The organism is Orenia sp. (assembly GCF_055140805.1).
In genome coordinates this window covers 1-23,555 of the sequence record NZ_JBSQYM010000023.1, presented here as the reverse complement: position 1 = coordinate 23,555, position 23,555 = coordinate 1, and the positions used below count along the sequence as shown (strand labels likewise).

At 33.6% G+C, this 23,555-nt stretch carries 22 protein-coding genes; all 22 read right to left on the bottom strand.

Annotation, left to right across the window (positions count from 1 at the left end; genetic code table 11):
• Positions 1-291: 291 nt before the first annotated feature.
• The 22 genes from ACTCDL_RS04095 to ACTCDL_RS03990 all read right to left on the bottom strand — a co-directional run bounded on the left by ACTCDL_RS04095 (position 292) and on the right by ACTCDL_RS03990 (position 23,138).
• The gene (locus tag ACTCDL_RS04095) at positions 292-1,671 is read right to left on the bottom strand and encodes a hypothetical protein (protein ID WP_463174249.1); all 1,380 of its coding nucleotides are present in this window, start codon (positions 1,669-1,671) and stop codon (positions 292-294) included.
• Between the two features lie 596 nt (positions 1,672-2,267).
• Positions 2,268-2,666 (bottom strand): RuvC family protein, encoded by a 399-nt coding sequence (locus ACTCDL_RS04090; protein ID WP_463174247.1) that lies wholly within the window; start codon positions 2,664-2,666, stop codon positions 2,268-2,270.
• Positions 2,650-3,807, bottom strand: a complete 1,158-nt coding sequence (locus ACTCDL_RS04085; RefSeq protein ID WP_463174245.1) for a DUF3084 domain-containing protein — start codon at positions 3,805-3,807, stop codon at positions 2,650-2,652. The genes ACTCDL_RS04090 and ACTCDL_RS04085 overlap by 17 nt, the downstream gene beginning before the upstream one ends.
• Before the next feature lie 114 nt (positions 3,808-3,921).
• Entirely contained in the window at positions 3,922-5,019 is a 1,098-nt protein-coding gene (locus tag ACTCDL_RS04080) for an LptF/LptG family permease (protein ID WP_463174243.1), read from the bottom strand.
• An 11-nt stretch (positions 5,020-5,030) separates the two neighbouring features.
• Entirely contained in the window at positions 5,031-5,747 is a 717-nt protein-coding gene (gene lptB, locus ACTCDL_RS04075; protein WP_463174241.1) for an LPS export ABC transporter ATP-binding protein, read from the bottom strand.
• A gap of 225 nt (positions 5,748-5,972) precedes the next feature.
• Positions 5,973-6,581 carry an LptA/OstA family protein gene (locus ACTCDL_RS04070; RefSeq protein WP_463174239.1) on the bottom strand — a complete coding sequence of 203 codons (609 nt, stop codon included), beginning with the start codon at positions 6,579-6,581 and terminating at the stop codon, positions 5,973-5,975.
• Positions 6,582-6,591: 10 nt separating this feature from the next.
• The gene (lptC, locus tag ACTCDL_RS04065) at positions 6,592-7,182 is read right to left on the bottom strand and encodes an LPS export ABC transporter periplasmic protein LptC (RefSeq protein ID WP_463174237.1); all 591 of its coding nucleotides are present in this window, start codon (positions 7,180-7,182) and stop codon (positions 6,592-6,594) included.
• Positions 7,182-8,060 (bottom strand): lysophospholipid acyltransferase family protein, encoded by an 879-nt coding sequence (locus ACTCDL_RS04060; protein WP_463174236.1) that lies wholly within the window; start codon positions 8,058-8,060, stop codon positions 7,182-7,184. Before ACTCDL_RS04060 ends, lptC begins: the two co-directional genes overlap by 1 nt.
• Positions 8,061-8,082: 22 nt before the next feature.
• Positions 8,083-8,580 (bottom strand): KdsC family phosphatase, encoded by a 498-nt coding sequence (locus ACTCDL_RS04055; protein WP_463174233.1) that lies wholly within the window; start codon positions 8,578-8,580, stop codon positions 8,083-8,085.
• 176 nt (positions 8,581-8,756) lie between these two features.
• Positions 8,757-9,743: a KpsF/GutQ family sugar-phosphate isomerase gene (locus ACTCDL_RS04050; RefSeq protein WP_463174231.1), complete on the bottom strand. Its 987-nt coding sequence runs from the start codon at positions 9,741-9,743 to the stop codon at positions 8,757-8,759.
• A gap of 238 nt (positions 9,744-9,981) precedes the next feature.
• Positions 9,982-10,809, bottom strand: coding sequence for a 3-deoxy-8-phosphooctulonate synthase (gene kdsA / locus ACTCDL_RS04045; protein ID WP_463174229.1), 828 nt, complete (start codon positions 10,807-10,809; stop codon positions 9,982-9,984).
• 148 nt (positions 10,810-10,957) lie between these two features.
• The gene (gene kdsB / locus ACTCDL_RS04040; protein ID WP_463174228.1) at positions 10,958-11,683 is read right to left on the bottom strand and encodes a 3-deoxy-manno-octulosonate cytidylyltransferase; all 726 of its coding nucleotides are present in this window, start codon (positions 11,681-11,683) and stop codon (positions 10,958-10,960) included.
• The gene (gene lpxK, locus ACTCDL_RS04035) at positions 11,680-12,801 is read right to left on the bottom strand and encodes a tetraacyldisaccharide 4'-kinase (protein WP_463174226.1); all 1,122 of its coding nucleotides are present in this window, start codon (positions 12,799-12,801) and stop codon (positions 11,680-11,682) included. The genes kdsB and lpxK overlap by 4 nt, the downstream gene beginning before the upstream one ends.
• Positions 12,798-13,454: a lysophospholipid acyltransferase family protein gene (locus ACTCDL_RS04030; RefSeq protein WP_463174224.1), complete on the bottom strand. Its 657-nt coding sequence runs from the start codon at positions 13,452-13,454 to the stop codon at positions 12,798-12,800. The genes lpxK and ACTCDL_RS04030 overlap by 4 nt, the downstream gene beginning before the upstream one ends.
• 8 nt (positions 13,455-13,462) lie before the next feature.
• On the bottom strand, positions 13,463-15,199 hold the full coding sequence (locus tag ACTCDL_RS04025; protein ID WP_463174222.1) for an ABC transporter ATP-binding protein: 1,737 nt from the start codon (positions 15,197-15,199) through the stop codon (positions 13,463-13,465).
• The gene (lpxB, locus tag ACTCDL_RS04020; RefSeq protein WP_463174219.1) at positions 15,200-16,336 is read right to left on the bottom strand and encodes a lipid-A-disaccharide synthase; all 1,137 of its coding nucleotides are present in this window, start codon (positions 16,334-16,336) and stop codon (positions 15,200-15,202) included. It abuts the gene before it with no gap.
• A 131-nt stretch (positions 16,337-16,467) separates the two neighbouring features.
• Complete coding sequence (locus ACTCDL_RS04015) at positions 16,468-17,277, bottom strand: LpxI family protein (RefSeq protein WP_463174217.1); 810 nt, start codon at positions 17,275-17,277, stop codon at positions 16,468-16,470.
• A gap of 326 nt (positions 17,278-17,603) precedes the next feature.
• Positions 17,604-18,416: an acyl-ACP--UDP-N-acetylglucosamine O-acyltransferase gene (gene lpxA / locus ACTCDL_RS04010; protein WP_463174216.1), complete on the bottom strand. Its 813-nt coding sequence runs from the start codon at positions 18,414-18,416 to the stop codon at positions 17,604-17,606.
• 21 nt (positions 18,417-18,437) lie between these two features.
• Entirely contained in the window at positions 18,438-18,869 is a 432-nt protein-coding gene (fabZ, locus tag ACTCDL_RS04005; protein ID WP_463174214.1) for a 3-hydroxyacyl-ACP dehydratase FabZ, read from the bottom strand.
• 11 nt (positions 18,870-18,880) lie between these two features.
• Complete coding sequence (gene lpxC / locus ACTCDL_RS04000; RefSeq protein WP_463174212.1) at positions 18,881-19,711, bottom strand: UDP-3-O-acyl-N-acetylglucosamine deacetylase; 831 nt, start codon at positions 19,709-19,711, stop codon at positions 18,881-18,883.
• Positions 19,712-19,843: 132 nt separating this feature from the next.
• On the bottom strand, positions 19,844-20,575 hold the full coding sequence (locus ACTCDL_RS03995; protein ID WP_463174211.1) for an amino acid ABC transporter ATP-binding protein: 732 nt from the start codon (positions 20,573-20,575) through the stop codon (positions 19,844-19,846).
• Positions 20,576-20,744: 169 nt separating this feature from the next.
• The gene (locus ACTCDL_RS03990) at positions 20,745-23,138 is read right to left on the bottom strand and encodes a hypothetical protein (RefSeq protein ID WP_463174210.1); all 2,394 of its coding nucleotides are present in this window, start codon (positions 23,136-23,138) and stop codon (positions 20,745-20,747) included.
• Positions 23,139-23,555 lie beyond the last annotated feature (417 nt).

Here is a 23,555-nt window from a genome sequence, read left to right as displayed (position 1 = left end):
TATAAAAAAGCATATTTTAAAATCTAATAAACCAAGAGTATGTTATTGTAATTTCATGGAACGAAATGGTTGTAAAATATTGGTTTCTGCAGTTTAATCCTATATATGGCATTAAAGATTTAACATTTAAATTAGCTACGGGTTTTAACCCGTAGGCTTTATAGGACACCACAGGTTGAAACCTGTGGCTAACAACTCTTTTTCATGTTCTATATATATGATTTAATTATACAAAAAATCAGAAACCCTCTAGGGAATCCCTAGAGGGTTGCAAAACTTGATTGATTTAGATTAGAAACTAACAGTTAACTTAGTAGTTAATGTAGAACCTTCTCCATCTTTGTCATCTTTAGTTGTACCATCAATCAATTTAGCTTCAGTACTCCAATTGATATTTTTAGCTACTTTTGCATCTAAACCAGCTGTTAAATAAGTAAATTCATTTAAGTCTCCTGACTTATTAGTTAAAGAAGCGTTTAGAGTAATTACTTCACTCATAGCATATTCAGTTCCTAAGGTAATGATAGTAGCATCATCATCAAATGACTCATAACCATCATTAGCTACTAATTCTATAGCAGCAGTATTAGTGAAAGCACCCCTAACATTATCTAATGTTAGTTTGATATTACTCTTATTTTCATCTTTATTATGATCAACCATTGTATAAGTAGCACCTAGTGTATTCGCATTATTTAGTGCATAACTAGCACCTACTGTAAATAAGTCATAGTCATAATCTTCTTCAAGATCACCAGCTACTGATACAAACTCTTCTCCTACTGATTCTAAACCAGCATTTACAGTTAACGCATTACTAACTACAAAATCAGCTCCTAAGAAGATTGCAGTATCTCCTTCAGCATTATTAGCTGAATCAGAGTCACCACTAAATCCTTGATCAGCATCATTAAGTACAACTTCACCATTAACTGTAACCATATCATTTACAGTATAGTCACCAGCTACTGCAAAGTTAGTTACATTATCGCTAGCTTCTCTAGTAGCGTAAAGTTTACCAGTTAAATTAAGAGCACCTAAATTTCTTCCTACAGTTACACCATAGAAATCTTGCCCTGCAAAGTCATCATTTTCACTTGTCATGAAAACTTTAACGTCATTTCCAGATAAGTTAGTAGTTAACTCCATACCTTCCATATCTTCTTCATCAACAAAGTAAGTGTCAACAGCATAATCACTCATATCTCCTAATTTAAGAGTAGATACACCACTATTAAGAGTTAATAAAGCAGTGTCCATTTGAATGTTACTATCATCAGTATTTCCACTACTTTGGTCACCTAAAATAACCCCATTATAACTTGGTCCACTTACAGTAGTAAAGTTGTTGACTAATGTGTCAATTGCTAAATCAAAAGTAACATTTTCATTTACAGCTCCTGTAATAGCAAAATCAATCTCTTGATAAAATGCTTTTGTAGCAGGAAAATCATCTTCGTCTCCATCTTCACCCTTAGCAGGATTATCTAAATCTAAAGCATCTCCATCAGCCAATAAAGTAGTAGTAGCATCTACATCATCACCATAAGTACCTTTTTCAAAAACAGTTTTAACCTCTCCAGTAATCTTTACATTGTCCTCAGCTGCGAATGCTGGTACAGCTAAAGTCATAACTAAAGCAAACGTAAGTAATAAAGAAATCTTTTTCATTATTGTTTTCCCCCTTATGTTCTTATAAATAGTTATCTTGTAAACTTTTCAATAAATTTCATTTCAAATAGAAATTGTGGCTTATGAGGGTTCACCTCCTTCTTTGCCTTGATATAATAAAATTTTTCTATTAACTTAATTCTATGCAATTAACCAAAGTCCTTTATTTTATTCTATTTTTTATTAAAAAAAATAAATATAGATTATTAATTAACTAATTTTATAAATAGTTAGTATTTTTATTATAATGTATTAAAATATATATATATTAATGAATTATACCTTATATGAGATTATTTTATTTAAATACTAATAATAGCCTAGATTTTTTGTTATATTTTGAATTATCAGACTATTTTCTTTTTAAAACTTAGATAATAGAGAGAAAAGCGACACTTCTTCGAGTTGATAGTTGATAGTGTATAGTTGATAGTAAAAAGATTAAAAACTTCATGATTTAAGGTTTTGTACTTAACTATCCACTATAAACTTTACACTATACACTGGAGTTTAAAAGTGTCGCAATCTCCCCATTAAATGCTACTACTATATATCTAGAATAAATTTAAAAGAAAAAAGGAACTAGGTGAAAATACCTAGTTCCTTTTCGATGCTTTATTCAAATATCTCAACACGAGTATAATAGCTACATAGTCATCAACTGGTTTGGGAGGCGTTTGCATTGAAGTGGGAAGTAGCCTTCTCCAACCTCGCCTAGGGTTTTCCTTCCAATAATACTCCCTAGCTTCTAAAGTTGAGTGAGATTCATCAATAATATAAATATCTTTAAATAGACCTTTTAATTTAGAAGCTACATTATCACTTCTAGTTCCATCTCCTAAGACAACCTCTCCAATATCATAATCTTCTTTTAATAATTTTAATTTGTCTATGAGGATATGGCTCTCTATAACCTCTTTAAACCTGACATTTAACTCTTTATCTACCACTGCTAAGCCACATTTATCCTTTCCAGGGTCAATTCCGATTATCATTATCATCACCCAATATCTTAAATTCTATATTATCTTTTAGACTATCATTACGCCAAATGTCATTAGTTGCTATTATTCCAACCCTAATAGATTTATTCTCCATTAAAAGTCTGTCTATTAGTGGATAAAGATTAATTATACTAATTTCACCTACTTGATTTTCTCCATTCACCAATAAGCCATCACTGTTAGCCTTTATCTTTAATCGCTCTAGTAATTGGCTTAAATTTTTGTCGATAGTCAATAGATTATCGCTAAACTGTATATCACCTATCAAGATAGTATCTCCTTGCTGATAGACCTTATAATCTTCATAAAGATCAAAACTGATTGTCAAAGCTTCATTTTTGAAAGTATTCTTAGCACTTAAAAATCTCAGAATAACTCTACCTTTCTTCTCTTTCAAAATCTCATATAATCTATTTAGTTCTTGCTTATTATATTCAATATGGTTCCCCTTAATTTCAATACCTGCTTCCCTAGCCTGTATATCTGCTTGCTTTAACAACTTATCAATCTTATCCTCTATCTTATCTGAAGGTTCTGCTAAATTTATTACTTCTTCAATTATAATCTCACCCTTTTGGTAAATAATATCTCCAGTTAGTGAAGATAAATATTTTCTACCAAATAAGCTAATGTTATAAGCCAAGTTATCAACCTGTTCTGTCAAGGAGCTTTTCTGTAGATTCAATTCTTCTACCTTATCTTCTAATTCTAATTTACTCTGTTGAACAACTTGATACTCCTTCTTTATCTTAGTTAAATCTATCTTTAGATTATTCTTATCTTCTTCTAAGATAAGTAAATCTTTGACCTTCTTATCAATTTCTTCTCGCAAATCTAACAATTCATTATTTTTAGATGCTAAATTCTGATTTAAGACCGATAAACGCTCTAACATTGCTTCCATATCAAATAATGCCATTCTAACATCCTTTGAAGCTCCCATTAACAACAATAAGGAGGCTAAAGCAATTAAGATACCTGTACTTACAGTAATCACTATTGAGGTATGCTTAGGACGTAAGCCAAAAAGGGATAACCTTTTCTTTCCCACCTTCATGCCAATCTTATCACCAACATAAGCTATAATCCCTGCTACAATTATTAAAGCCAATAATAACTTAATCCCATACATACTGTATTCCCCTTTCTAAGGGCAGTTGATAGTGAATAGTTGATAGTTTATAGTTAAGTTCCAAACCAAATAATTTTTTAACTGTACACTATACACCATCAACTATCAACTAAATTATCTAGATGCTTTATACATTAATCCACAGCCTACAATAGTAAAGATTATATTCTGAATCCAAGCTCCTAACCAAGGTGCTATACTTCCACCTTCCCCCATAGAAGAACCAATAGTCATAATCGTATAATAGATAAAGATAACTATTATACTTAATCCTAACCCGATAGAAGAGCCTGAACGATTAGGCTGTAAACCTAGAGGTGCTCCTACCAAAGCAAAGATAAAACAAGCAAAAGGAATTGCATACCTTTGATGATAGACCACCTTCAACTCTTTAACATCTCGTCCTTCCTCTTCCATAAGCTTTATATGCTTACCTAGTTCTGAGAGAGTCATCTCTTCAGGATCTTTTTGATTACGAGAGATTTGAGTAGGGGTTCTATCTAAATTATTTTTCATATTAAATCTTTTAAAAGTAGTTTGAGGAACTTGGCCATTATCAGTGATTGTATAAATAGTTCCATCGATAAATACCCATTCTTCTTCTAACCACTCCGCTTTCTTAGCCTGGATACTGGTAACTAGTTTTCCATTCTCATAATTTTGCCAAGTTACTCCCTCTAGCATTTGAGTATTGCCATCATATTTATCAGCCGTTAAAATATAGTCTAACTTACCCGTTTGTCTATTAACTGGAGATATTACTAAATTTTTTTGAGTCTTAGGCCTAACAGTACCATGCTTGAGCTTCCAAACAATCTCTTCATAGGTATTTAGACTGGCTGGTACTAAGCTATTATCAAAAAAGATAGTAAGTCCACTGATTAATAATCCAACTATCAATACAGGGGTGACTATCTTAATAAAGCTAATTCCTCCTGCTTTTAAAGCTATTACCTCACTATCACCTGATAAACGTCCAAAAGATAATAAAGTAGCCAATAACATAGACATAGGAAAAGTTAATACAATCACCTGTGGCAAACTCAAAAAAAATAACTTTACTATTGTTAATAAAGGAACCCCATATTGGGACATCATCTTTGCCAAACTGATTAACACATCTGTACCAACAAAGATACTAGTAAAAGCAAAGACCCCAAAAAGAAATGGTTGAATCAACTCAACCAATAAATATCGATAAATAATCTTCATTTACTGCCACCTCACATACTAAATGTTTCACCTAAATAAAACTTCTTAGCCGTTTCACTATTAGCAATCTCTTCAGAAGTACCTGATAATAGTATCTTCCCCTGATGCATAATGTATGCTCTATCGGTGATTGCCAATGTTTCCCTAACACTATGGTCAGTAATAAGCACACCTAACCCTCTATCTTTTAGATGAGAGACAATACCTTGAATATCACTGACAGCAATCGGGTCTACCCCAGCAAAAGGCTCATCTAATAAGATATACTCAGGATCTGTTGCTAAAGCTCGAGCAATCTCTACTCTTCTCCTCTCACCACCAGATAGCATATAACCTTTCTGCTTACGGATATGGGCAATATCAAACTCTTTTAATAATGATTCTAAGATCTCATGATTATCTTCTTGACGATCTATCATCTCTAAAATAGCCATAATATTCTGTTCCACTGTCAGCTTTCTAAAGACCGATGCCTCTTGAGCCAGATAGCCAATCCCCTTTCTGGCACGTTTATGCATCGGCAATGGGGTGATATCATCACCATTTAGAGTAATATTACCTTGATTAGGGCTTACTAAGCCTACAACCATATAAAAGGTAGTTGTCTTACCAGCACCATTAGGACCTAAAATCCCTACAATCTCACCTTTATTAACCTCAAAGCTTACCCCCTTTACTACATTTCTCTTATTATACGTCTTAATCAGATTTTCAGCCTTAATTGCCATCCTCAATTACCTCCAAGTCCAGTCAAATTCAGTAATGAGTAACAAGTGATGGGTAACGAGTAAAACAATAATCATTATCAAACCTCTTCACTCTTCCTACGAGTCCTTTGGACTCTCCGTGAGGAGAAATAAAGTTTCATGCTTTTGAGAAACTTTATAATCACGGAGAGCTTAATTTTAAACTCGAAGGGGAAAATACCCAAACGAATTTTCCCACTCCACTCTTTACTCTTCACTGCTCTCATTTGGAATAACAAATTTTGTCTTCCCTTTAGCAATCATCTTTCTAGTCTTTAAGTTAATAATTACCTTTTCAGCATTTACCGTCTGTTCTCCACGTTTTGCATAAACATTTCCAGTTAATACTGCCTCTTGACTCTCCCCATTATATTCCAGTTCTTCTGCATCAGCTATTAAACCTTGACTTTCATCTACAATATGAGCTCCACCATAAACGAATAATTTCTTAGCATCTAAATTAAATTCAAATCTATTTCCAGTTATAGTGGCTCCCTCATTTTCCATCTTAGGATTACCAGTTAATACCCCTTGCTTGGATTTATTATTTAGTGTTAGCTCTTGACCACTTATCTTACTTCCCTCTTGTTCGATTAGAACTTTCCCTGTAGCCTTAATTTCACCCAAACTTTGATTAGCAGTTAATTTATTAGAAGTTAGCTTTAAGTTAGTTCTTTCTAGTACAACATTTCCTGTAGCAATAATCTCAGAGTTCATATCATCAACTATCAATTCATCTGCCATTAATATAGTCTCTTCTTCTTGAGCCAATAAATTAACTGATGTAAATAATAAGGTTAATATAAGAAAACTCAAAATTAAGGATTTATTCTTCATTACCTTCACCCATTTCTTGAGAAATAACTTTTACATTTCCTAATATCTTTAATTTCTTTAAATCCACCTGACTTATAAAGCGCTCACCCTTAGCCTTTAGTCCAGGTTGTTCAATTAATACATGACCTACACCTATCAACTCATTTTTAGCACTATTCCAATTTAAAGTATCGGCTTTGAGCAACTTTTCTTGACTTTTTATAGTTATAGGCCCTTCTAATCCAATAAAACCTGTTTCTATATCTACCTTACCTTTGTCAGCTATAATATTAATTACTTCCTTTTCTTTCTCATAGACCTTAGCTTGTATCTGGTTTAACGTAACCTTATTACTTCCCAGTTCAAACTGTTGAATTGATTCTGCTCCCAACTCCCACTTAGTAATACCATCTTTACTATATAAAGTCATAGATGACTTCTCTAATTCGAGGCGAGGTTCCGTCTGCTTACTTTCTTGCAAAGGCTTAGGTGAAATTTTTACTTCTGACTTTTGATAAAAATTTTTTATAGCAAAGATACTCAAAATAATTATTAAAATTAAGAAAGCAGATACAAAATATTTTTTATTTAGCTTCTGCACTATAAAGCCCCCTCAGCCTTTGTCTTCCACCTGCGATGTAGCCATAACCACTGATCAGGGTAATTTCTTATCTGATTGCCCAAAGAATAAGCCAAATCTTGTAATTTTTCTTTTATCTCATCTTCATTGGCATCCCTAGCAACCTCAATACCTTCTTCTATAATCAACCGATAGCTCTCCCCTTCTCTCATCATATAAGCAGGAAGAATTACTGCACCAGTCTTTTGAGCAAAAACCACTGGTCCTGTAGGTGTAGAAGCAGGTCTATTTAAAAACTTCACAAAGGTTCCTTTAGAATGAGCATCTTGATCACCTAAGATCAAAAGTAGCTCCTTTTTTAGTAATGCTTTAAAAGCACCTCTAACCCCTTTGCTTCTCTTATTAAAGACCTTGCCTCCTTGACTTTTTCTAATCTTTAAAATCTCTTCATTAACATAAGGGTTCTTAAACATCCGAGCAATACCATTTACAGAATATCCCAACCATGATAAATATAGGCCTAATAAATCCCAATTTCCTATGTGCCCAGTGAATATAATAACACCTTTTTTATTTTGATAAGCTTTTTCTAGATATTCTAACCCATTAACCTCAATCTTATTATTAAAATCATTATCAGTCCAATTTTCTAAACTAATAGTTTCTACAAATTTAATAGCTATATCCTCAAAAACTAATTTAGTTAAATTCTTAGCCTCTTTAGTAGAGTAACCTAAAGATAACTTAATATTTTTGACAGCCAATTCCCGGCGGTCTTTGACAATATAATATAATAAATTACCAAATGCCTTGGCAAAAAAATGACTAACCTTTCTTGGTATCAGATTAGCCAGTGATTTGAATGACTTAAAAAACCAATAAAATAACTTATCTTTCATAATCGCCACCTCTTAACAAACATTATTCCCCTTGATATTCTAAAATTAACTCTATAGCCTCTCTTACAGCCCCTTGTCCACCTTCTTTAGTTGTAATATAATCAACTACTTCTTTTACCTTTTTTACACCATTAGCTGGAGTAAAAGATAAACCAACTCTTTCTAAAATCTCTAAGTCATTTACATCATCACCAATATAAGCAACCTCTTCTGCTGTTACATTGTATTTATCCAACACATCATTAAATACTTTAATCTTATCTTTGATATTCTGATGAACCTCTTTAATACTTAACTCCTCAGCCCTACGTTCTACCAGCTTTGACTCTCGTCCTGTAATGATAGCAGTTGCAATCCCAGCTTCATGGGCTAACTGAATTCCTTTTCCATCATGGACATGAAAAAATTTTAGTTCTTCCCCATTATTCCCCAAAACAATTCTACCATCAGTCAATACGCCATCTACGTCAGTAATAAATAATTTTACTTTTTTAGCCTTCTCTTTTAAAATAGAGCTCATCCTAACCATCCCCTATAACTTTATTATATTATTATCAATCTATTAATTTAAATTATATCTTGCCCTATACTAATTTTAAAGGTTATCTATATCATTTGTCAATCAAACACAGAGAATGACAAAATTTACTTGCTTAATTTTTTAATTATAAATTCTACATTGTACATTTGAAATTATTAAAGAACTCCAGCCTTTAATAAATCTTGGAAGTTAAGTAATCCTAAAGGCCTGTATTCATCATCAACTACTGGCAAATCACTAATCTCTCTCTCTTGCATCAGTTTTAAAGCCTCAGCTGCTAACTTATCTTTGGTAATTATTGATGGATTCTTACTCATAATTTCTTTAGCACTCTTCTCTAATAAATTAAAAGAATCTTCTAATTGTCGTCTGATATCACCATCAGTAATAATACCTACTAATCTTCCTCTATTATCAACAATATTGGCTGCTCCCATCCTAGATGAAGTCATCATAAATAGGGTCTCTTTTAATGTCGCCTCTTGGTCTACAATAGGATTTCTCTCTCTAATATGTAAAACATCATCTACTGTTAATAATAGCTTCTTACCTAGGCTTCCTCCTGGATGATAAAGTGCAAAATCTTCAGGTTGAAAATTTCTTACCCGCAATAAAGAGATAGCTAAAGCATCTCCTAAAGCTAGAGTTGCCGTAGTACTTGCTGTTGGTGCCAAATTCAAAGGACATGCCTCCTCTTCTACACCAGTATCTAAGATATAATTAGCAGTCTCTGCTAAAGTAGAGCTAGTTCCACCAGTCATAGCAACTAGCTTTGCTCCAATTCGCTTAATAACAGGTAAAATTTTAATAACCTCTTCTGTCTCTCCACTATTTGATAAAGCAATTACTATATCCTGATTAGTTACCATCCCTAAATCACCATGTATAGCTTCAGCAGGATGTAAGAAAAATGATGGTGTTCCTGTACTTGATAAAGTTGCTGCTAGCTTTTTAGCGATAAATCCCGACTTACCCATCCCAGTCATAATTACTCGTCCACTACATACTAAAATTTCTTTAACTATCTCTATAAACCCTCCATCAACAGATCTTTTTAGGTTTAAAATAGATGTCGCTTCAATCTCTAAAACCTCTATAGCCTGATTCTTTATCTCTGTTATATCTAGATTGTCTATATCCATTAACAGTTCCCCCTTTTTTCTATAATCAATAAGTTAAGGCGAGGTGACCTCGCCATTACAAATATATATTGACCTAATTTAAAATTGATATAAAAGAATGATATTGCGACATTTTTAGGAATCTGGAATCAGTTATCAGGAACCTGTAAACTATACTGATTCCAGATTCCTGGTTCCCGACACAAAAGTATCGCAATATCCTCATTATAAATTATTTAAAAATAATTCAAACTACTAATTAAGAGTTCTTCACAATCTCATCAATTGCTTTTGCTTGGCTTAAAAGCTCTTCTAAATCTTCTAATCTCACCATATTTGGACCATCACATAATGCTTTAGAAGGCTCATCATGGACCTCCATGAATAATGCATCTACTCCTGCTCCTACTGCTGCTCTAGTTAGGTAAGGAACAAACTTTCTCTCTCCTGCTGAAGAGTCTCCTGCTCCTCCAGGCAACTGTACACTATGAGTTGCATCAAAAACTACTGGATATCCTGTATCTCTCATAATCGGGAAGGATCGCATATCTACAACTAAGTTATTATAACCAAAGCTTACTCCACGCTCTGTTAATAATATCTTTTCATTACCAGTACTTTCAATCTTCTTAACCACCTGCTCAATATCCCAAGGTGCTAGAAACTGTCCTTTCTTCACATTGATTACTCGACCTGTCTTACCTGCTGCTACTACTAAATCTGTCTGTCTAGATAAAAATGCTGGAATCTGCATAATATCTAATACCTCTGCTGCCGCCTTGGCTTGATCTATGGTATGTATGTCAGAGATAACTGGTAAATCAAACTCATCCTTAACCTTCTGTAATATCTTTAATCCCTCTTCCAAACCTGGTCCTCTAAAGGATTCAATTGAAGAGCGATTGGCTTTATCATAAGAGCTCTTAAAGACATAAGGAATTCCTAACCTATCTGTAATCTCTTGTACCTTTTCAGCAATTCTAAGTACTCTCTCTTCACTCTCAATAGCACAAGGTCCTGCTAACAGAACAAAAGGTCGATTATTACCAAAGATGACCTTATCATTTAATACAACCTCTTTAACCATCTTAATACCCCCAGTTTTAATAGTTTACAGTTGACAGTTGATAGTGTACAGTTAAAACCTTTTAAAACATTTTACAGTGAAAATACTAATCAATTTAATCTTTTAATCTATTGATTTTTAGATTTTGAACTTAACTATCAACTATACACTATACACTCTCAACTATCTTTCTTACTCTCTCCAAATCATCTTGTGTATCTACACCAATTGCTTGATACTCTGTCTCTATAACTTTAATTTTATATCCATTCTCCAAAGCTCTTAATTGTTCTAAAGACTCTTTTAGCTCTAAAGGTGTAGGTTCCATTTGGGCATAATCTAATAAAAACTCTCTGCGATAAACATATAATCCAATGTGTTTATAATATGTAGTATCAGCATCTGTTCTATGATAGGGAATTATAGACCTAGAAAAATAAAGAGCAAAATCATCGTTATCTGTCACTACTTTAACTACATTAGGATTTTCTATTTCAGCTTGGTAATTTATTTTATGCTTTAAAGTTCCCATCCTAATATTAGCATCTTCTAATAATGGTCTGACTGCTTGATCAATCATCTCAGGATTGATTAAAGGTTCATCACCTTGGATATTGACTATTATCTCAGCAGATAGTTCCTTAGCTACTTCAGCCAAGCGATCGGTACCGGTCTTATGCTCTGCTGAAGTCATTACTACCTCTCCACCAAAACCTTTAACTATATCATAAATTCTCTTATCATCAGTGGCTACAATCACCCCATCTAGAGTATCAGATAACTTAACTTGTTCATATACTCTTTGAATCATAGGTTTACCACAGATATCTTTAAGGGGCTTACCTGGTAATCTGCTAGATGCATAACGTGCTGGTATAATTCCCACTACTTTCATTTCGAAACCTCCAATCTATCAATCAACTCATCAAATTTATAACTTGAATCGATAACTCCTATCTCTATTCCTAATACCTCAAATGAAATCATCTCTAATCCTATCTCCTCTAATAATTCATCATTAATACTAACAGCATCCTTTTCAGTAGTGATTATTCTATCGACACTCTTCTCACTAGCCAAAGTATATATATCCAGTATCTCCTTATGAGTATAACTATGATGATCAGCAAATCTTATCTTATCAATTATTTCTGCTCCTAGACCACGCAATGTCTGTTCAAAAGCTTGAGGATTACCTATACCAGAAACAGCTAAAACTTTCTCACCAGTTAAATGAATTTCTTCCCTTTGATTACTGTTTATTTTACGTAAGTAAGTTGGATTATGCTTAGTAGTAATTATCATAGCTGCAGGATTGACCTCAATCAGTCTTCTTTTAATCTCCTTTAACCTAGTCTCACCAATCTGATCTACCTTAGTTAAAAAGAAGATGTGAGCTCTCTTTAAAGAATTTAAAGGCTCTCTTAATAGCCCTCTAGGTAATAGATGTCCATTAGCAAACGGGTTAGTAGCATCAATTACCACTAAATCATAATCTCTAGCAACCTGTAAATGCTGAAAGGCATCATCTAAAATAATAAAATCTGGGTTAAATTCTTGACAGGCAAACTCTCCAGTTCTGCTTCTTTCTGAACCAATAATAACAGGTATCCCTGTTAGGCTAGTTGCTAACATGTAAGCCTCATCTCCAGCTTGTTCAGCATCCATTAAAATCTCTGTACCATCAGAAACCAACCCTACCTTATCAGAAAAGTTAGCCTTATAACCACGATTTAAAACAATAACTTTATGCCCCTTCTCTGTCAAAGTTCTAGCTAGTAATTGAACTACTGGTGTTTTTCCAGTACCACCAACAGTTATATTCCCTACACTAATCACCTTAGCTGATAAATTTTTCTGCTTTTTTATTCCCCAACTATACATTGACTTTCTTAAAGTTATTATTACCTTGTATAAAAATGATAATAAAGTTAATATGATTAAAATTATTTTAGCTATAAGTCCAGTTTCTTTACCATTAATAACATCTAACAAATACTCTTCTATTTTCATATCATGTCACCTAACATATTCTTTGCAGTCTTTACTGCACTATTTAAACCCTCTTCAACAAATTTTTTATACTCTTCTAAATTATCATCAGATAAATTTTCTTCCACCTCAATACTATCCCCAAAATTTAATACTACTTTGGAGAAAGGCAAAGGAAGCTGAAATCTGTCCCAACTATTAAAGACCTTCTCCTTAGAAAAAGCCACCCCACCAGGAATTATAACACTATTACTCTTTTGTGCCAAATAAACAATTCCTGACTGAGCTTGATGCCTTGGTCCTCTAGGTCCATCAGGTGTAATAGCTATATTCTTTCCTGCTTGCAATTTCTTGATTAACCTTAATAAAGAACGGGCCCCACCTTTAGAAGTTGATCCTCTAACCATCTCCCATCCCATCTTCTTTAATACTCTACTAATATATTCTCCATCCCTACTTTGACTAGCTAAGCCTACATAACCTCTATTTTTTAAATAATAAGCAGGAAACCATAATTGTCCATGCCAAAAAGCTAAAATAACAGACTTACCAGATTTCTTTGCTTCTAAGAGCCTATCTTCATTCTTTACTTCTACTTTTAAAGTACCACTAGTAATTCTTTGTAACATATAAGCAAATTGAGGAATCAGTTCATATTTTAATCCCTCTCTCATAGCATCACCTACTTATTAAACTGTATTTCATATAATTTCTTATAAAGTCCACCCTTTTCTAAGAGTTCTTTATGACTTCCCATCTCTACTACTTTTCCTCTTTCCATAACAACAATCTTATCAGCATCTAAAATAGTAGATAGTCTATGTGCAATAACAAAGGTTGTTCTGTTTTTCATCAATCTATCTAAGGCATCTTGAACCAAAGCCTCTGATTCTGTATCTAAGGCTGAAGTAGCCTCATCTAAAATCAAAATATTTGGATCTTTTAAAATAGCTCTAGCAATAGCAATTCTCTGCTTTTGACCTCCAGATAACCCTGCACCACGCTCACCTATCTCTGACTCATACCCCTCAGGAAATGTTTCAATAAAATCATGGGCATTTGCTGCCTTTGCAGCCTCAACAATCTCTTCCTGACTAGCATCTAAACGACCATAGAGAATATTATCAGCAATCGTTCCACTAAACAGAACAGTCTCTTGAGGCACAATCCCTATCTTATCTCTCAATGACTTGATAGTAATATCTCTTATATCCACACCATCAATAGTTATCTGTCCACTATCAGGATCATAAAAACGAGGTATCATATTAACCAAAGTGGATTTTCCTGCTCCACTAGAACCTACTAGAGCAACTACCTGTCCAGGCTCTGCCTTTAAATTAATTTTATCTAAAGCCAATTCATCATTATTATAACTAAAAACTAAGTCTTTAAAGTCAATATATCCATCAACTACAGTCAAATCTTTGGCCCCTGCTTTATCCTTAATCGTTGGTTGAATATCAATAATTTCAAAGATTCTTTCAGCAGCTGCTAAAGCACCTTGAATAGTTCCTGATAATCTTGTAATGCTCTTTAAAGGATTTGTAATATACATTAATAGTGAGAAGAAACCAACCAATTCTCCAGGTGTCATCTTTGCTGCTATTACCTGACGCCCTCCATACCATAATACAACAATAAAAGACATTGCAGCCAAAAATTCTGTAACTGGAGTTAATGTAGCTTTTAATTGAGAATTTTTCAAATTAGCTCTAAAATTAGCGTAGTTCTCTTCTTCAAAACGATCATACTCATACTCTTCTCTTCCAAAAGATTTTACTACTCTAATTCCACTGATGGTCTCCTGCAAGACATCAGAGAGATTACCTATCTTGATTTGAGCCCTCTTACTTACCTTTCTAATTCTTTTATTAAAAACATCAATCACATACCCAATTACTGGAAATAAGAAAAAAGATATTAAAGTCAAACTCCAATTGTCATATAATAGCTTTCCTATACCTCCAATTAAAGTGAACATTTGACTAAATACTCCAATAGCTCCCGAAGCGATAGCCCCTTCTAGTTTACCAACATCATTAGTTGTACGAGACATAATCTCTCCCGTCTTATTTTTAGTATAAAAATCTAAGGAAAGGCTCTGTAAATGTTCGTATAAATTATTTCTCAAATCTTTGACAGCATTTTGAGAGACATAAGCAGTAAAATACTTCTCTCCATATTGGAAAATCCCCCTAAAAAGAAATATAAAAAATATACCAATAATGATCCAATTTAACTGAACTAAGGTTGTTTCTCCCGTCGTTAAGCCTTGAATCATTGTATCGATTAAATCCTGAAATCTATCAAAAAACAGAATGCTTAAACCAGCATTTAAAATCATAGAAATAACAGCTAAAACTATTCTACCTTTATAGGGCTTTACATATCCAAGTACACGTTTAGCTAATTCCATTTAAATAATACCTCCTGTGCTTAGCACTAACTTGGCCACTCGTTTGGTTGCTCCACTCTCTCCTAGTTTTATTACAACATTTTTTAACCCTGCTTTAATATCTTTTACTCTTTTTGGTGAATTTAGTATAGTAATTGCTTCTTGGGCTATTCTCTGACCAGTTACTTCACCTTGTAACAGCTCTGGAACTATTTCATCCTCAGCAATGATATTAGGCAGACCTATATAAGGTAATTTAACTAACATCTTCCCCAACAAATATGTTGTTTTAGATGTTTTATAGACAATCACCATTGGTGTTTGAAAACAAGTAGCCTCTAAAGTAGCTGTTCCTGAAGCTACCAACAATAAATCCGCTACTTCCATTACCTCATAAGAATGACCAGTAATTAATTTAATCTCAAGCTTATAATTTCTAATCCTTTCTTTAATATCTTCTCTAGATATACTATCTGCTAAAGGAAGTATAAATTGAATATTTTCATAACTCTTATTAATCTCTTGAGCTGCTTCCAACATAGGAGTTAATAATCCTTCTATCTCCTGCTGACGACTTCCTGGCAATAACCCTATAATCCTCTTATCAGAATTGATATCATAAGACTCTTGAAATTCATCTTTAGATAGTTCAGGATCCACCAAATCTAAGATAGGATGGCCTACAAACTCAACATCTGCGCCAGCTTGCTGATACACCTTCTCTTCCATAGGAAAGACTGAAGCAATCTTAACTTGGAGTTTAGCCATCTTTTTAGCTCTTCCTTTGCCCCAAACCCAAGCAGAAGGTGCAAAATAATTGACTGCAGGAACCCCATTTTTATAGGCTATTTTGGCCACTTTCATATTAAAGCCAGAGTAATCTACTAATAAGATCACATCTGGCTTCTCTTCTTTCATAGCTTTATCTAATTTATTCAAAATCTTATAGGCTAACCTTAAATGCTTAATTGCTTCAATAAAACCAATAGTACTTAATTTGGTAGGATCATAAATTAATTCTACACCTTCTGATTCCATACGTCGACCACCCATTCCAATAAACTCAAGGTCTGGATGAATCTTTTTCATCTCTTTAATAACTTTAGCTGCGTGCATGTCCCCAGAAACTTCACCAGCTACTACCATTATCTTTGGCATCTAATCACCCACCCTTAAATTCAGTTGATAGTGTACAGTTTACAGTGAACAGTTTAAATTCAAAACCTAAAAATTATAAGTAGTGTAGAAATTATATTTTAAGTTTTTAATTGTCAACTGTAAATTGTCAACTATCCTTCCATTGCCATTACAGCAATCCCAGCTTTATCTGCTTTTTGGATAAACTCTTCTTGATTGACAATAAAGGTCTTTTTAGCTTCAATTACTAATCCCTTAGCCTTTATTTCAATCAATTTATCCATAGTATCTAGACCAACAGCAGGAATATCAAACCTAAAATCTTGCTGAGGTTTACTTACCTTTGCCACAACTACTCCTCCACGTCCTAGCTGACCGCCTCTTAAAATAGCTTGGTCAGTTCCTTCAATAGCTTCTACAGCCATAATAGCTTTATCCTTAACAATTACAGTCTGACCTATATCCAAACGACCTATCTCTTTTGCCATCCTAAAACCATACTCCATATCAGCTAATGTCTCAACATCTGGTTCTGACTCTGTTAAAAGACCTTCACTTGGTAATAATTCTACTATATATTTAGTCTGATTACTAATTTTAATACCAGCAGATTCTAGCTCCTTAACAACTGCTAACATAATCGAATCATCATTCTTCTCTTTTAAATTGCTAAGCAAGAACATAAACCTCTGATCCAATTCTATTCCTTGATAAAGTAACTCTTTAGTTACTTTTCCTAACATTATAATCTCAGAGATTCCTTCATTTTTGAGAGTATTTATAATTTCATCTAATTGTCCAGCACTAATCTGATAAACCTTTGTTGCTATATCTTTTAGTTTATCAACCTCTGCTTCTGGAGTAAGGGTGATAGCAATAACCTCATTTCCTTGTGCCACTGCAGCATAAGTAAATTTAACAGGTAAATTGCCATTGCCTGCTAGTAAACCTATTCTAGCCATAATCAACCTCCCACTATATATGTCCAACTTTAAAGTGAAACTTAATAGGGGTATTCCGACCCTTTTAGGAATCAGGAGTCAGCAACCAGTTATCAGTAAAATAGACTGGTCCCAGATTCCCGATTCCTGACATGAAAGTATCTCATTTCCTCTATATAATCTCATATTTAAATTCCATTCTAAAGTTGTTTATCTATATACTAGTTTACAATTTACAGTGTCCAATGGACAGTTAAAAAATCAAAAATTTCACTAATTCTTATATCATAAGAGTTTGAGTGATTTTGAACTTAACTGTACACTATTAACTTTACATTGTGCACTAATTATCTACATATTCCTCGTTGAGCATTTCTTAAGAATCTTAAAAAATGTTCAATTAAAGGATTACTATCCAGCTCTTGATCCATCTTCTCAATTGCTTGAGAGATATTTAAATTGGATCTATATAATAATTTATAAGCATCTTTAATTTGGCTTCTCAACTCGGGACTAATACCATTTCTTCTTAACCCTACAATATTAATCCCTTTAACTGTTGCAGGATGTCCATCTACCAATACATATGGAGGGACATCTTTAACCACTTTAGAAGCTGCTCCTATCATAGCCATCTTACCAACTCTACCAAACTGATGTACTCCAGCCAAACCACCAATTACTGCACAATCCTCTACAATAACATGTCCTGCTAAAGTAGCTGCATTAGACATAATAATTTTATCACCTAATTGGCAATCATGGGCGACATGGCAATAAGCCATAATTAAATTATTATCACCTATCTTGGTTAGCCCACCACCCTCTTCAGTACCACGATGTATAGTAGCAAATTCACGAATTGTATTATTATCACCAATCTCTAGAAAGCTTTTCTCACCATGAAACTTTAAATCCTGGGGCTCTTGACCAATAGAAGCACCGTTAAATATCTTATTACCTTTACCTATTTTAGTCCATCCTTGAATGACTACATGGGGTTCAACCTTAGTCTTGTCACCAATCTCAACATTTTCCCCAATAATAGCATAGGGACCGATTTCCACACCTTCTCCTATTTTAGCACCTGGATGAACGACTGCTGTCTTATGAATTTTTTTATTCAAATGTACCACCTTATTATCCTTTGTCTTTTCCATCTGGTCCCCTCCTTTATCCTTTTATTTGTCCTGTATTGCACAAGTTAAAGTCGCCTCTGTTACTATTTCTCCATCTACTAAAGCCTTAGCCGCAACCTTACCAATTCCTCGTCTTAATTTCACTACTTCAACTTCAAAGATTAATTGATCTCCTGGCCTAACTGGGTGCTTAAACCGTGCATCTTCAATACGTGCAAAATATGGTACTTTCTCTTCAGGATTATCTACTGTAGTTAATAAACCTACTCCTGCAACTTGAGCCATTGCTTCTATTATTAGTACTCCTGGCATAATTGGGTGACCTGGAAAATGACCATTGAAGAACTGTTCGTTTGCAGTTACATTCTTTAATCCTACAACCTTCTTCCCTGGTTCAACCTCCAAAATTCTATCCACCAATAAGAATGGATATCGATGTGGTAAAATTTTTTGAATCTCATTAATATCTAACATTTAAACTCCTCCTATTTCAATAATCTCTCTTTAAGCTTTTTAGATAAAATCGAATTTAATCTATGACCAGATCTAATTCCAATAATATGGCCTTTAAATTCTGGTGCTAATTTAATATCTCCTAATATATCTAGAATCTTGTGCCTTGCAAATTCATCATCAAATCTTAAGTGATTAATCGGACCTTCTTCTCCAACTAAGATAGCATTATCTAAACTGCCACCTAATGCTAAACCTAAATCCTGTAACTGCTCAATCTCATGGGAAAAACCAAAAGTTCTAGCAGCAGCTATCTCATTATAATAAATATCTTCAGTAATGACAAATTCAGCAAATTGATCTTCTAAAGAAGGATGATTACTAACAAAGGTATAACTTATCTTTAACTTATCATCAGGTAAAACTACCAAGGTCTGATCTCCTTGTCTAACATAGATTGGTTCTTCAATCATATAAACCTGTTTATCTTCCTTCTGTTCTTCAATACCTGCTTCTTTTATCAAATTATAAAAGATTTTGGCACTCCCATCAGTAATTGGAGGTTCATTTGCATCAATCTCTATTAATAAATTATCTATCTTTAAAGCATTTAATGCTGACATCATATGCTCAATAGTGTTAATATCCCAACTATCTTCACCAATAGTTGTACAACGCTGTGTTGATACTACATTGTCAATACCAGCCTCTATCTCTGGACACCCTTCTAAATCTATCCGTTTAAACCTGATACCTTGATTAACACCTAAAGGTTTACAATTAATAGTAACATTTTTGCCAGTATGAAGCCCAATACCTGTATAAGTAAAATCTTTCTTTATTGTATGTTGCTTCCTATCCAAATTCTTACCTCCTTTAACCTTATATTACTTCAACAAAAAGCAAAAACATCCTTCATAGCAATAAATTAAATCTACTTAAGTTTAACTCTAAGAATAAAATTTAGTTATTAAATCTTAAACTTAGACTAAAACTTAATAATAATCTAATAATTCTTTGTATCTCTTCCCAACCTCTGAGGTTGGGTGCTGAAATATATCCTCAGGCGTACCCCTCTCTACTACTACCCCATTATCCATCAATAGAATTATATCGGCAACCTTCAAGGCAAAGGATACCTCGTGGGTTACAATAATAACCATCTTATCTTTTTTGATTGTTAACTTCTCAATCACTTCTAGTACCTCTTTGACCAAAATCGGATCTAAAGAAGCTGTAGGTTCATCTAAGAGCATCAGACTTGGTTCAACAACTAATGCTCTAGCAATACCAATTCTCTGCTTCTGTCCTCCGCTCAACTGCTTGGGATAACTATCTATCTCATCTGCCATTCTAACCTTCTGTAAAGATAAGATGGCTCTTTTCTTTAACTCTTCTAATTTAAAATGGCTCTTAATCAAAGGTAGCATTACATTTTCTAAAACCGTTAATCTCTCAATTAAGTTAAACTTCTGGAAGACAAAACCAACCTCTTTGCGCCAGTTCAATAATCTGTTCTCAGCTAACTCTCCAATTGATAACCCTTTAAAGATAATCTCTCCTCCATCAGGCTCTGTCAAACGATTTAAACATCTAATAGTAGTTGACTTACCACATCCACTGGGTCCCATAATAGCCACAGTTTCCCCTTGCTTAATCTTAAAATTAACCCCTCTTAAGACTTCTTTATGACCATAATTTTTAATTAAATTTTTAACCTCTAACATTCTACCTCCCGCTTGCTTGGTGATAATTAACTATTATATATGAGGAAATTCAAAATAAAGTTCTATGGATATATAGCGACACTTTCGTGTCGGTGTGAGTTTTGAGTGTGAATGTGTGAAGTGCCTTTGTATTGAAGTTTACTGACACACTCACCCACAGTCACACTAATTAAAAATAAGTCTTCTTTCTGTTTAAAAACTTCAAAACACCAGGCTTACCTGAAGGAACTACAATCTCTCTCATAATCTCACCATAAGTAAATCCTAAAGCCTGACCTGCTCTAAACTCTTCATCAGATATCTTATTCATAACCTCGGCTTTGCTAACAGTAAAAAGACCTAGTAGACCTCCAAAGAAGAAACTAAGATAGCTGGGTACATAGGGAATCCTTGCTTGACTTAAATAAAAGACAGTCCCTAAGGTCAGTGCTCCAACTACAAAACCGTAATAAATAGCTTCATCAAAATACCATCGACTATCAAAACTTCCACTATGCATTCTAATGGAGTTAATGATTATGGTCTGATCAAAGAATAGAGAAATTAAAGTCAGAATAATTGCTGTAAAAGCAGTCAAAACACCCTTTACCTCTCCTAAAATTTGAGAAATCTGCCCCCGTAAATCAGGACTAATCAAACCAGCTTGCGAAGTATAAATGGTAATTTGATTGGAAATATCCTTCTTAATCAACTTCTTAAGTTGGCTCAATTTGACTCCTTTGCTAGGTAATAAGAGAGATATCTGAGTACCAGGAATAACTTGACCTTGAATATGTTTGTCAATTAAATCGATAGTATCTGTAATCTCTTCATCCTTTAGTTTTGGTAAAGAGTTATCTATATATTCTATTTCTTTGATAATACTTGCTAAATTTATCTTCTCTAATTCAGTAAGATCATCTCTTAAACCGACAATATCCTGCTGCAAGCTCTGGCTATTTAGTTCACCGACCTTATAGACCAGATCTCTATCGGTAATATTACCTAAAGTATCCTTTAAGCTTTCTCTATCAATTTTGGCAACCTTATTAATAAAATTATTGAACCCTCTTACATCTTCTTGCCATTTAACCAGCTCTTTTAAGATAGGATTATATTGATTAATATAACCTATAATCTTAGTGGTATTAGTATCTAATCTATTTGAAAAATCGAGAATAGTCTCTTTTAACTCGATTATATCTGCCCGATACAGATTGCTTGTTGAGAGATTATCAGTTCTCTGATCAACACTCTCAGCTACTGCCTTTAATTTAAAATTAATATCCTGAAGTATCTCTTTAAAGAAGTTCAGCTCTCTAACTATCTTAACTAAACGCGTTAATACCTTATCTAACTTAGCAACAGCCTCTCGTAAACTATCAAGCTCTATCTTATCTATATCTTTTTTGTAAACCTTCAACTGCTGGTTCAACCCCTGAAGCTCAAAGATAGACTCTTCTAAATCTTTAAAGACTGCTAGGGCATTAATTAAATTGGTGACTGTGCCAGTAGCTGTTTGGAAGATAGAGTCCAATCTAGGCAATAATTTAGTAGTTTCACTGACTGCATAGGCCAGCTCTTGTCTAGGATTATCAACTTCAATCTCTCCTATCAGCTCACCTAACTTATCATCTTTAAAAGCATAAGCTTCATTAGTAATTATCTCTCTACTATCACCTTTTTCAACAACCGCCCTTGCCAGTTGATTATTTACTGCTCTAACCCTTAAAATCACCTGCTTATCTCCTTTAGCTGGAACTACAAACCTATCACCCTCTTCAGCCTTTACACCTTCTTGAAGAGCAATGGTTACCTTAGTAGCATATCCTTCTAAAAATCTCTTCATCTCTGTCATAGTCTTGACCAAAGAATCTAAATCACTGACACCTGTTGTTGTAATGTTCTGAATCCGATTAGAAGAACTCTTATTTAACTCTTTAACCAACTCATCACTCAATTCTAGGATTTCATCTTCATTTTGAGTAATTGGAAAACGAATCGAAAGAACCTGATACTGATTCAATACATTTTGAACCTTTCTAGTAACAGACTCTATCAGCTCTGGTCTTTTAATGATAATCTCCAATTTGTCACCATCTGGAAAGGTAAAATTAACCCCTGCTAGATCATCAATCTGTTTTTCAATTAAATCTCTAACTTCTCTATTTAAACCTCTCACAGTTATTCGAGGTTCTGTCATAATAGATACGCTATTAAGCCCTGAAACATTTTCAAAATAATCACCAATCTTTATGTAAACCTCTTTATTTCTATATCTAGGGGCTAATTTAATAAAGAAGTTTGTCTTCCCTACTATTTCTACCCCTAAGATAAGCTCTGAACCAGGAAATTTATTCTTGATAATATCTCTTATCTCCTCACTAGCTCTATCTTTAGCCTCTTTGTCTAAAATTAAAGCAAGATCATACTCACCATATTCCCCTAATAAACCGCTGATAGTATCACCAAAATAATAATCTGCTAAATATCCTACTATAATTGAAATTAAAGAGACCAAAAAAATTGTAACAACTAAAAGTATCAAAATATCTTTTTTAAAATCAGAGTTTAGGAGAAACATTATATTCACTCCTACTTTATCTTTTTGTCTTTGCTAAGCTAAAAAGACAATTTTATATCAATCTACTATCATATTAGTTTTTCCTAATAACTCTAGATTATTAAAATTATTAAAATAATATATCTTTATGGTTATCTTGCGACACTTAAGTTTTAGCTACGGGTTTTAACCCGTAGTGCAACATGTTATCATCACCACAGGTTGAAACCTGTGGCTAGTAAATTTATCATTATAAAAAGTGTCGTATTATCTCTCCATTGTATAACTATATCCTTAAACATTATAGCAAAAAAAGAAAACAAACTCAAAAAATTTGTATATATATACGGCGAAAAAGAATCATTAGCCACAGTGTTTTAACCTGTGGCGATATTATGAGTTCTACAGAAGCTACGGGTTAAAATCCGTAGCTAATTG

What these genes read in the sequence shown, in the direction of transcription:
- kdsB (WP_463174228.1), bottom strand. Translation starts at nt 11,683, where the DNA reads ATGAAAGTAGTGGGAATTATACCAGCACGTTATGCATCTAGCAGATTA.
- lpxK (WP_463174226.1), bottom strand. Translation starts at nt 12,801, where the DNA reads ATGAAAATAGAAGAGTATTTGTTAGATGTTATTAATGGTAAAGAAACT.
- ACTCDL_RS04015 (WP_463174217.1), bottom strand. Translation starts at nt 17,277, where the DNA reads ATGGCTAGAATAGGTTTACTAGCAGGCAATGGCAATTTACCTGTTAAA.
- ACTCDL_RS04030 (WP_463174224.1), bottom strand. Translation starts at nt 13,454, where the DNA reads ATGAGAGAGGGATTAAAATATGAACTGATTCCTCAATTTGCTTATATG.
- ACTCDL_RS03995 (WP_463174211.1), bottom strand. Translation starts at nt 20,575, where the DNA reads ATGTTAGAGGTTAAAAATTTAATTAAAAATTATGGTCATAAAGAAGTC.
- lpxB (WP_463174219.1), bottom strand. Translation starts at nt 16,336, where the DNA reads ATGCCAAAGATAATGGTAGTAGCTGGTGAAGTTTCTGGGGACATGCAC.
- lpxA (WP_463174216.1), bottom strand. Translation starts at nt 18,416, where the DNA reads ATGGAAAAGACAAAGGATAATAAGGTGGTACATTTGAATAAAAAAATT.
- fabZ (WP_463174214.1), bottom strand. Translation starts at nt 18,869, where the DNA reads ATGTTAGATATTAATGAGATTCAAAAAATTTTACCACATCGATATCCA.
- ACTCDL_RS04025 (WP_463174222.1), bottom strand. Translation starts at nt 15,199, where the DNA reads ATGGAATTAGCTAAACGTGTACTTGGATATGTAAAGCCCTATAAAGGT.
- ACTCDL_RS04085 (WP_463174245.1), bottom strand. Translation starts at nt 3,807, where the DNA reads ATGTATGGGATTAAGTTATTATTGGCTTTAATAATTGTAGCAGGGATT.
- kdsA (WP_463174229.1), bottom strand. Translation starts at nt 10,809, where the DNA reads ATGGTTAAAGAGGTTGTATTAAATGATAAGGTCATCTTTGGTAATAAT.
- lptB (WP_463174241.1), bottom strand. Translation starts at nt 5,747, where the DNA reads ATGGCAATTAAGGCTGAAAATCTGATTAAGACGTATAATAAGAGAAAT.
- ACTCDL_RS04055 (WP_463174233.1), bottom strand. Translation starts at nt 8,580, where the DNA reads ATGAGCTCTATTTTAAAAGAGAAGGCTAAAAAAGTAAAATTATTTATT.
- ACTCDL_RS04060 (WP_463174236.1), bottom strand. Translation starts at nt 8,060, where the DNA reads ATGAAAGATAAGTTATTTTATTGGTTTTTTAAGTCATTCAAATCACTG.
- ACTCDL_RS04095 (WP_463174249.1), bottom strand. Translation starts at nt 1,671, where the DNA reads ATGAAAAAGATTTCTTTATTACTTACGTTTGCTTTAGTTATGACTTTA.
- ACTCDL_RS04080 (WP_463174243.1), bottom strand. Translation starts at nt 5,019, where the DNA reads ATGAAGATTATTTATCGATATTTATTGGTTGAGTTGATTCAACCATTT.
- ACTCDL_RS04090 (WP_463174247.1), bottom strand. Translation starts at nt 2,666, where the DNA reads ATGATAATCGGAATTGACCCTGGAAAGGATAAATGTGGCTTAGCAGTG.
- ACTCDL_RS04050 (WP_463174231.1), bottom strand. Translation starts at nt 9,743, where the DNA reads ATGGATATAGACAATCTAGATATAACAGAGATAAAGAATCAGGCTATA.
- ACTCDL_RS03990 (WP_463174210.1), bottom strand. Translation starts at nt 23,138, where the DNA reads ATGTTTCTCCTAAACTCTGATTTTAAAAAAGATATTTTGATACTTTTA.